Source organism: Halomonas sp. GFAJ-1, from assembly GCF_000236625.2.
Lineage (GTDB): Bacteria > Pseudomonadota > Gammaproteobacteria > Pseudomonadales > Halomonadaceae > Vreelandella.
Map to the genome: position 1 here is coordinate 83607 of NZ_AHBC01000005.1, position 9542 is coordinate 93148.

At 55.5% G+C, this 9542-nt stretch carries 9 protein-coding genes; 8 read left to right on the forward strand and 1 reads right to left on the reverse strand.

From position 1 onward, the window contains the following. The first annotated feature begins 202 nt into the window (after positions 1 to 202). From MOY_RS02195 to MOY_RS17335, 3 genes are all read left to right on the forward strand, one after another. Positions 203 to 805, forward strand: a complete 603-nt coding sequence (locus MOY_RS02195) for a TetR/AcrR family transcriptional regulator (RefSeq protein WP_035539811.1) — start codon at positions 203 to 205, stop codon at positions 803 to 805. A 45-nt stretch (positions 806 to 850) separates the two neighbouring features. After that, a complete protein-coding gene (locus MOY_RS02200; protein WP_009096043.1) occupies positions 851 to 1735 on the forward strand; it encodes an alpha/beta fold hydrolase in 885 nt (294 codons plus the stop codon). Between the two features lie 152 nt (positions 1736 to 1887). Then, positions 1888 to 2052 (forward strand): hypothetical protein, encoded by a 165-nt coding sequence (locus MOY_RS17335; RefSeq protein WP_168183925.1) that lies wholly within the window; start codon positions 1888 to 1890, stop codon positions 2050 to 2052. Between the two features lie 32 nt (positions 2053 to 2084). Here MOY_RS17335 and xseA read toward each other — a convergent pair whose 3' ends face one another. Continuing rightward, positions 2085 to 3428, reverse strand: a complete 1344-nt coding sequence (gene xseA / locus MOY_RS02205) for an exodeoxyribonuclease VII large subunit (RefSeq protein ID WP_009096045.1) — start codon at positions 3426 to 3428, stop codon at positions 2085 to 2087. A gap of 248 nt (positions 3429 to 3676) precedes the next feature. Here xseA and MOY_RS02210 point away from each other — a divergent pair, with 248 nt between their 5' ends. From MOY_RS02210 to MOY_RS17490, 5 genes are all read left to right on the forward strand, one after another. Further along, positions 3677 to 4876 (forward strand): sodium:phosphate symporter, encoded by a 1200-nt coding sequence (locus MOY_RS02210; RefSeq protein ID WP_009096047.1) that lies wholly within the window; start codon positions 3677 to 3679, stop codon positions 4874 to 4876. Between the two features lie 24 nt (positions 4877 to 4900). Next, positions 4901 to 5587 (forward strand): PhoU domain-containing protein, encoded by a 687-nt coding sequence (locus MOY_RS02215; protein WP_009096049.1) that lies wholly within the window; start codon positions 4901 to 4903, stop codon positions 5585 to 5587. Positions 5588 to 5741: 154 nt separating this feature from the next. Then, the gene (gene guaB, locus MOY_RS02220; protein ID WP_009096051.1) at positions 5742 to 7211 is read left to right on the forward strand and encodes an IMP dehydrogenase; all 1470 of its coding nucleotides are present in this window, start codon (positions 5742 to 5744) and stop codon (positions 7209 to 7211) included. 145 nt (positions 7212 to 7356) lie between these two features. Next, on the forward strand, positions 7357 to 8934 hold the full coding sequence (guaA, locus tag MOY_RS02225; protein ID WP_009096053.1) for a glutamine-hydrolyzing GMP synthase: 1578 nt from the start codon (positions 7357 to 7359) through the stop codon (positions 8932 to 8934). A gap of 162 nt (positions 8935 to 9096) precedes the next feature. Beyond that, positions 9097 to 9542: hypothetical protein (locus MOY_RS17490; protein WP_009096055.1), on the forward strand; the 446-nt coding region annotated here is incomplete at its 3' end.

Here is a 9542-nt window from a genome sequence, read left to right on the forward strand (position 1 = left end):
TTATCCGTTGGCTAGGGGCGAAAATTCCAGGTCATTAGGCGTATCATGCTAGCATCTACGATTCCTAAGCAGCGATTAGGTAAGTAATGTGCAAATTGCGTGCAACACGCTTGCCGAGTGCGACGTTACCTAATAGCGTCGTTAAAGAGAACGACTGCTCACTGCATTTGAAAATTATTAGACTACTGGTCTACGTAACATGATAAAAAACACCGCTACCCGCGATAAGTTAATAGAGACTGGCGCTGCACTCATTGCCCAACAAGGGTATAACGCGACAGGTATCAATGCCGTTCTAAAAACCTGCGGTGTGCCCAAGGGCTCGTTTTATCACTACTTCTCCAGCAAAGAAGATTTTGGCTTGGCGGTCATAGAGCGCTTTGCTAATGAGTACGATGAAAACTTGGCCGCGCTGCTTGAAGATTCGACCCTGCCGCCCCTAGAGCGCTTGCGCCGCTACTTTGCCACTGGCCGCGCACACATGCGTGAATGCGACCATACAACCGGCTGTTTGATTGGCAACCTGGGTCAAGAGCTTTCCGGCCAGAGCGATACCTTCCGCGATGCGCTGAACCTTGTGTTCCAGCGCTGGGAGAAACGCCTTGTCACCTGCTTACGCGATGCCCAAGCCGAGGGCGTGGTGAATACCACTATCCCCCCAGAAGCCCTGGCGAGTTTTGTGCTTTCTGGCTGGGAGGGCGCTATTCTTCGCGCTAAAACGCTCAAATCCGTCGCGCCTATGGAGCATTTCGAAGCGATTTTGTTCGAGCAGGTATTAAAGGCGGATTCGCCCGTCAGCGCTTAAACATCTCTGGCGCAACCACGCCAGTGCATGCAGTGGGGTGAAGGTATGTTTAAAGGGTTTGAGAAGCGCACGCGCCACGTTAACGGCACTGAAATCGCCTTTCGTATAGGTGGTAGCGGCCCTGGGCTACTGCTGCTTCATGGCCATCCGCAAACCCACGTTATTTGGCATAAAGTGGCGGCTATCTTGGCCCAGCACTTTACCGTTATTGCGGCAGACCTACGCGGTTACGGCGATAGTGCTAAACCCGACGACGACCCTGAACACCTCAACTACGCCAAGCGCACTATGGCCAACGACATGGCCGCGTTAATGAGTGCGTTGGGGGTTGAGCGCTTTAACGTACTGGCCCATGACCGCGGGGCGAGGGTGGCCCACCGCCTGGGGGTAGATCACGCGGAGCGCGTTGAGCGCATGGTGCTGTTGGATATTGCCCCAACCCTTGCCATGTATCGCGGCACTAACGAGGCCTTTGCCCGCGCCTACTGGCACTGGTTTTTTCTAATTCGCCCCCAGCCACTGCCAGAAATGCTGATTAACAGCGACCCCGCCTGCTACCTTAAAAGCGTGATGGGCGCTCGCAGTGCGGGCATGGCGCCTTTCGCCTTAGAAGCGCTCGCGGAGTACGAGCGCTGCCTCTCGCTTCCCGGCGCCGCCACGGGTATTTGCGGCGATTACCGCGCCAGCGCCAGTATTGATTTGACCCACGACCAAGCGGACATCGACGCAGGCATTAAGCTTACTTGCCCTTTAAAAGTCATGTGGGGCAGAGATGGCGCGATAGAGGCGTGTTTCGATGCGCTTGCTGAATGGCGCAAAGTAGCCACTCAGGTTGAAGGCAAAGCACTTCCCTGTGGCCACTACATCGCCGAAGAAATACCCGATACCTTGCTGGATGAGGCGCTGCCGTTTCTACTGCAGCCTCATTAGCACTGTGGGTTCAATCACGCGCAGCGAAGCAGCCTAATCAGCGCGTCGAGCGCTGCATGGAAAGAACGCCCTTAGCAGCTATAGTGAAGGGGCAACACTCAACAGAGTTAACGCTATTCGCTAACGACCGCCACCAAGGATTAGGAGGTAATATGAACACCGAATTTTCTGCCGCAAGTGTCCACCCAGACAAAGACGACCCGAAGAAAGACCAGCGTGATGACCATCACGATGATGCTAACCCCATGCCCGATACGCATCAAGTGAATCCAGGTTCTAAAGACGACGACGCATCTGATAAGAAAGATCGCAAATAGATGTGTGTTGGCTAGCCCCTGCATTCGCGGCGCTACTTTTTGTAGCGCCGTTTTACTTCCACGCTGAGTTTTCCTTCACCTAGCCGTAGCGAGAGCTTCTGGCCGGGTGCGGTGTCGTCTGCACGGCGAATAATGTGGCCTTTTTCGTCTTGGGCGATGGCGTAGCCGCGCCCCAGTACGGCGAGGGGGCTAACAGCGTTTAGCTCGCGGGCGGTGCTATTGAGCCTTACTTGCCGTGCTTCTAAGGCACGCTGCATCGCACTGGCCAAACGGCGTTGTAGGTTATTGAGGCGTTCCTGCTCAGCGTGGTATAGCCGTGCCATGTCCTGGCTGGCTAAACGCTTTTCCAGTTGGGTTACCTGGGCTTTTTGCTGGGTGAGCGTTTGCTGCATGGCGCGCTGCAAACGCTGGGTGAGGGTAGTTAAGTGCTGCCGCTGATGGTTGAGCTGCTCCCCAGGGTGGCGCAGGCGAGCACGCAGGGTATCTAGGCGCTGGCTATCCCGCTCTAGGCGGGCCTGCATAGCGCGGTGCAGGCGGCTTGCTGCCTGTTCCAGCTGGCGCTTCAGTGTGTTTTGGTCAGGCACTAAGCGTTCGGCGGCGGCGGAAGGGGTTGGGGCGCGCATATCCGCCGCAAAATCCGCTAGGGTGACATCCACTTCGTGGCCCACCGCCGACATCACCGGCAAGCGGGAGTGAAAAATCGCCCGCGCCAAGTGCTCATTATTAAACGCCCACAGGTCTTCAAGGCTGCCGCCGCCACGGGTGATCAGCACCACATCTAGCTCGGGGTCTAAGCGTGGTTGGCGGTTTAATAGCCCCAAGGCAGAAATCATCGCAGGCGCCGCATCAGCCCCCTGAACAGGCACGGGAATCAGCGTGACATCCACCAGCGGCCAGCGTGCTTCAAGCACGGCCAATACATCGCGAATGGCCGCGCCGCTGGCGGAGCTTAAAATCAAAATTTTGCGGGGCGGAAAGGGTAGGGGGCGGGTATTTGCGAACACACCTTCCCCTTCCAGCTGTGCTTTTAAGCGCTCATAGGCGGCCAGCAGCTCGCCTAGGCCCGCCGCCTGCACCGCTTCGGCAATTAATTGATAGTCGCCCCGTGGCTCAAATAACGACACCCGCCCACGCAGCTTTACTTGGTCGCCATCGCGCATGGGGGCGGCCACAAAGCGCGCCCGCTGGCGAAATAGCGCGCAACGAACCTGCGCACGATCGTCTTTTAACGTGAAGTAGATATGCCCTGAGGCGGGCCGGGATACGTTAGAAAGCTCGCCTTCGACCCATACCTCACCCATGTCTCGCTCTAGCGCCTTGCGCGCCTTGAGATTGAGTTCGCTGACTGAGAAGATGGCGCTGTTTGAGGCGGTCATGGAGGCAGGTGTCGTCCAACGCTTGCGGTGCGATAATCAGTTAGGGTGCAACCATTAGACAATACGCTAACCTGTCTCAGCAAACGTATTCGCCAGGGTGCTTAGGTTTGCAGCCGTGATGCGAATATTCACTGCTTTGTTTTGTGTTCGTCATCAAAGTGTCACATAACCATGGTACGTTGCTCGCCGACACAAAACTGTCATCAAAACGTCATACATAGATTGTCCACCAACACGGCAGACCACTTATGTCGAATCTCGGACCTTCCACCGATCGTCCTGCTCTTGCTCGCGAGGTGCCTCGTGAGGTACCGGCCTGGTTGCGCGGTATTTATGCGGGCTTGTGCCTCTACTTTTTTCTGGCTGCACTCAATGTGCTGGGCGCTGGCCTAGGCACCTTTGGTGGCGATAGTGATGTTTTAACGCGCGCTTTTGCTTATGGTGAAAATCCCTTTATCGCCCTGATGGCCGGGGTGTTAGTCACCATGATCGTGCAGAGTTCGTCATTTACCTCGGCACTGATTGTGACGCTGGTGGCGAGCGGGGAAATGACCCTGGGTACGGCTGTGTTTGCCATTATGGGTGCCAATATTGGCACCGCCGTCACCGGTGTCATCGTGGCGCTGGCGAACGTGCGCATTAAACGCAACTTCCGGCGCTCTTTTACCGCCGCCATGATGCACGACTTCTTCAATATCCTGACGGTGCTAGTGGTCTTCCCGTTGGAGTGGCTAACGGGGATGTTCCACGACGCTGGACGCGGTATCTTCACCCGCCTGGCGGCTTGGCTAGCCGAGCTGATTGGCTTAGAAGAAGTGGCACGCCCCAATAGCCCCATTAAAGTGATCACCGCCCCTATTGTTGATGCCGCTAACTGGCTGGGGGCCACCCTGATGCCCAGCGTGGCGGCTGCAGGGCTTTTTGTGGCAGCGTTAGGCATGTTGCTGATGTTCGCGGCGCTGATCTTTATGGTGCAAAACCTGCGCGGCGCTCTGCTGCGGCACATGGATGGCCTGTTCCGCACCTATTTCTTCCGTACCGATGCCCGTGCTTATGGCGTTGGGGTGATATCTACTGTGCTGGTGCAGTCGAGTACGATTACCAGCAGCTTAATGGTACCCCTTGCAGGGGCGGGCGTTGTACGCCTGCGCCGGGTGCTTCCCTTTATGATGGGGGCTAACCTAGGCACGACCGTAACCAGCGTATTAGCGGCTACGGCTAACCCTGTTGCTGCGGCGATGACGGTGGCGCTGTTTCACGTTATCTTCAACTTAACCGGTACGGCTGTTTGGTGGCCGCTGCGGGTGATTCCGCTGCGTATTGCCACCTGGTATGGCCGCTTGGCGGGTAAACAGATCCGCTATGCCTTCTTATTCTTGATTGGTGTATTTCTGGTGGTGCCGTTGGTCGGCATTACACTGACCGAATTGTTCATGCGCCTGCGCTAAGCGCGGCCAACCGAGGGGTTTCCCATGTTTAAACAGCTTTATAGTGCGCTTACCTCGGAAACCAGCATTGACCAGGCCTACGCGGACCTGACCAAGATGCTGGAGCATGGTGCTTGGATGTTCGCACGTGCCAACGAGGTGCTTTACAGCACAGTGCCTGCCGAAGATGTGCGCCAACCGCTTTACCAGCGCGATGTGGCGGTCAACGAGCTTGAGCGCTCCATCCGCCGCAAGGTGTTGCGCCACCTGACCGTTAATCCCGGCCATGATGTGGCTATCTGCCTTGCGCTGATGAGCGTTGCAAAAGACGCCGAGCGTATTGGCGATTACTGTAAAAACGTCTTTGAAGTTGGCGCTTTCTACAGCGAAGGTTTTCATGTAGACCGCTACCAGAAGCCGCTAGATAAGGTTTCTGAGCGTTTATCAGGGTTGTTTAAAGAGTTGATTACCGCCACGCGGGACTCAAACGAAGCCCAGGCGCACCGCATTATCACGGCTGCCCGCGAAATAGGTGGGATTTGCGACGACCTTATCGAAGCGCTATTGCGTGAAGAAGAGGCGGTCGAGTTTCATGAAGCCGTGGCGTACTCGCTGCTGGCTCGCCACTACAAGCGGGTCTCCTCGCATTTGGCGAACATTGCCACGGCGGTGACCGGGCGTTTGGAGGATCTGGACTTTCCCAGTGAAGCCGACGACCGCGCGCTAGACTAAGATTTTTCTAGGTTAAACAAACAAGCAGCAACCCTCAGCGGTGCTGCTTGTTTTGTATATGCCGCCATCGCATTGCTGGTATGGCCTTCCAAACGTTATAATGGGGGATTAACTTTCCACGCCCCACTTCCTCTTCCATCAGGGTGTTGCCGCTATGCTACGTATGGCCCAAGAAGCACTTACGTTCGATGACGTACTCCTCGTTCCCGGCTTCTCCGATATTCTGCCCAAGGATGTCAGCCTCAAAACCCGCCTGACCCGCAATATTTCTCTTAACATCCCGCTACTTTCCGCTGCAATGGACACCGTTACCGAAGCGCGTCTAGCGATTGCAATGGCACAAGAAGGTGGCATCGGCATCATCCACAAGAGCATGGCCATGAGCCAGCAAGCCGCTGAAGTGCGTAAAGTTAAAAAGCACGAAAGCGTGATTGTAAAAGACCCGGTCACCGTTAGCCCCAAGGCGAAGCTAGATGACCTGCTGGCCATGGCGCGCGAGAACGGCTTCTCTGGCTTCCCGGTGGTAGAAGGCGAAACCCTGGTAGGCATCGTGACCGAGCGCGACATGCGCTTCCAGCCTAACCACGGTGACAGCGTGGCGGACATCATGACCCCCCGCGAGCGGCTGATTACCGTCAAAGAAGGCACCGACCTTGAAACCAGCAAAGCCAAAATGCGCGAACACCGCATTGAGAAAATGCTGATCGTCGATGACGAGTTTCACCTGCGTGGCCTAGTGACTTTCCAAGACATCGAAAAAGCACGCACTTACCCCATGGCCGCTAAAGACAGCGACGGTCGCTTGTTAGTGGGTGCAGCCGTAGGCACCGGCCCGGAAACCCCGGATCGCGTGGCGGCCCTGGTCGAAGCTGGCGTGGATGTGATTATTGTGGATACCGCCCACGGCCACTCCAAAGGCGTCATTGATCGCGTTCGCTGGATTAAAGAGAACTTCCCCAACATTCAAGTGATTGGCGGCAACATCGCCACCGCCGCCGCCGCAAAAGCGCTGGCCGAAGCGGGCGCAGACGCGGTTAAAGTGGGTATTGGCCCCGGTTCTATCTGCACCACACGTATTGTGGCAGGCGTCGGTGTACCGCAAATCACCGCGGTGTCTAACGTTGCCGAAGCGCTGAAAGAGTTTGATATTCCGCTGATCGCCGATGGCGGTATTCGTTTCTCGGGTGATTTAGCCAAAGCCATCGCCGCTGGCGCAAGCGCGGTGATGGTGGGTGGCCTGCTGGCCGGTACCGAAGAAGCGCCGGGTGAAGTCGAACTTTACCAAGGCCGTACCTACAAAGCCTACCGTGGCATGGGTTCCATGGGCGCCATGTCTCAGAACCAGGGCAGCGCCGACCGCTACTTCCAAGATAAAGCCGAAGGTGCCGAGAAGCTGGTGCCGGAAGGCATTGAAGGCCGCGTGCCCTATAAGGGAATGATGGGCGCCATCGTTCACCAGCTGATGGGCGGGCTGCGCGCCTCCATGGGTTATACCGGCTGCCGCGATATTCAAGAAATGCGTACCAAGCCGGAGTTCGTACAAATTACCAGTGCTGGCTTTAACGAATCTCACGTTCACAACGTGCAGATCACTAAAGAAGCGCCCAACTACCGGGTGAGCTAACAGCGCAACGACCATGGAACCTCTGATTAACCGGATGTCATCGTTAATCGGAGGTTTCCACATTAAATGGCGGCGGGCACTTAGCCCCGCCGCTTGCTTTTTGGCTTTACCAGCGGCACCTCCACCGCTCAACCGAGACCCCGCCATGAGTGACATTCACGCCCATAAGATTCTGATTCTCGACTTCGGCTCCCAGTACACCCAGCTGATCGCCCGTCGGGTTCGCGAAATCGGCGTATTCTCTGAAATCCGCGCCTTCGACATCACCGAAGAAGAGATTCGCGAATACAACCCCAACGGCATCATCCTGGCCGGTGGCCCGGAATCCGTCACTGAGCTGGATTCCCCCCGCGCCCCCCAGTGTGTGTTTGAAATGGGCCTGCCGGTATTTGGTATTTGCTACGGCATGCAGACCATGGCTGAGCAGCTTGGCGGTAAGGTAGAAGGCTCTAACCAGCGTGAGTTTGGCTATGCCCAAATTCAAATCGACGCTGAAACCGCGCTGTTCAAAGACATTAAAGACCACGTGGATGCGGACAGCGGCAAAGGCCTGCTAGACGTATGGATGAGCCACGGCGATAAGGTAGCCAAAGCCCCCGACACCTTCACCGTGACCGCTTCCACGCCGAGCTGCCCGATTGCTGCCATGGCCTGGGAAGAGAAGCAGTTTTACGGTGTACAGTTCCACCCGGAAGTGACCCACACCCTGCAAGGCCAGCGCATTCTTGAGCACTTCGTGCTGGATATTTGCGGCGCCGAGAAGCTGTGGACACCGGCACAAATCATCGAAGACCAAGTAAGCCGTGTGCGCGAGCAAGTGGGCGACCGCCACGTACTGCTGGGCCTCTCCGGTGGTGTCGATTCTTCTGTTGTGGCCGCGCTGCTGCACAAAGCCATTGGCGACCAGCTGACCTGTGTGTTCGTCGATAACGGCCTGCTGCGCAAAAACGAAGGCGACCAAGTGATGGAAACCTTCGCCAAGCACATGGGCGTTAAGGTGATCCGCGTAGACGCCGAAGAGCTGTTCCTCGGCAAGCTGAAGGGCGAAAACGACCCGGAAGCCAAGCGTAAAATCATCGGTAATACGTTCATTGACGTATTCGATGAAGAAGCCAGCAAAATTGAAGGCGTCGATTTCCTGGCCCAGGGCACCATCTACCCGGACGTGATTGAATCTGCCGCCTCTAAAACCGGCAAAGCGCACGTAATCAAATCCCACCACAACGTGGGTGGCCTGCCGGAAACCATGAAGCTCAAGCTGGTCGAGCCGCTGCGCGAACTGTTCAAAGACGAAGTGCGCAAACTCGGCCTAGAGCTCGGCTTGCCCTACGATATGGTTTACCGCCACCCGTTCCCTGGCCCCGGCCTGGGCGTGCGCATTCTGGGTGAAGTGAAGAAAGAGTACGCCGATATCCTGCGTGATGCCGACGCCATCTTCATCGAAGAACTGCGCGCCTCCGGTTGGTACGATAAAACCAGCCAAGCCTTCGCCGTGTTCCTACCGGTGAAATCGGTAGGCGTAGTAGGCGACGGCCGCCGCTACGAATGGGTCATCGCGCTACGCGCAGTAGAAACCATCGACTTCATGACCGCCCGCTGGGCGCACCTGCCCTACGAGCTGCTGGAGAAGGTTTCCAACCGGATTATCAACGAGTTGGAAGGGGTTTCGCGGGTGACTTATGACGTGAGTAGTAAGCCGCCTGCTACTATTGAGTGGGAGTAGTGTTTCTTTAGTAAGCCGCTGATTTAATTGAATTTAAAAGTTACACAAAAGTGGCACGCAAGGAATTCACTCGTTGATTTCCTTGCGTTTTTTTTATAGCGTTGCACAAAATGTCGCACAGAACTGTGACTACTGCGGACAGTAGTACTTTGAGACTTGGCAATGACTATAAAGAAGAAGAACTTTTCAGAAGACGAAATAAAGATTTTTGACGAAGCCATAATATACAAGCGAGGCGAATACTGGCATTTTCGCATGTGGCTGGAGAATGAGAAAAAGTATGCTAGGAAAAGCTTGCGTACTCGCAGCCAATCGACTGCTATGGAGAAGGGGAAAGAGCTCTACTTAGAGTTGTATGCTAATCAAAGAATGGGCAAGACATACTTTTCCCTAACCACGAAAGGTGGCGTAAGCAAGTATCTTGCCCAGCGTCAGAAAGACGTAGAGAGCAAGTTGATAGTAAGTGGCAGGTTCGTGACTATTAAAACGCATCTCCAGCACTGGCTAGAATTCATAGGTAAAGAAACCAAGCTTAAAGAACTGTCGCGGACTGATTGCGCAGGATACTTTCATCATAGAATGAAATTGTCAAAGGGTAATGTAAAGCA

Coding starts and splice junctions, on each gene's coding strand:
- MOY_RS02200 (WP_009096043.1), top strand. CDS start 851: ATGTTTAAAGGGTTTGAGAAGCGCACGCGCCACGTTAACGGCACTGAA.
- guaB (WP_009096051.1), top strand. CDS start 5,742: ATGCTACGTATGGCCCAAGAAGCACTTACGTTCGATGACGTACTCCTC.
- guaA (WP_009096053.1), top strand. CDS start 7,357: ATGAGTGACATTCACGCCCATAAGATTCTGATTCTCGACTTCGGCTCC.
- MOY_RS02210 (WP_009096047.1), top strand. CDS start 3,677: ATGTCGAATCTCGGACCTTCCACCGATCGTCCTGCTCTTGCTCGCGAG.
- MOY_RS02215 (WP_009096049.1), top strand. CDS start 4,901: ATGTTTAAACAGCTTTATAGTGCGCTTACCTCGGAAACCAGCATTGAC.
- xseA (WP_009096045.1), bottom strand. CDS start 3,428: ATGACCGCCTCAAACAGCGCCATCTTCTCAGTCAGCGAACTCAATCTC.
- MOY_RS17335 (WP_168183925.1), top strand. CDS start 1,888: ATGAACACCGAATTTTCTGCCGCAAGTGTCCACCCAGACAAAGACGAC.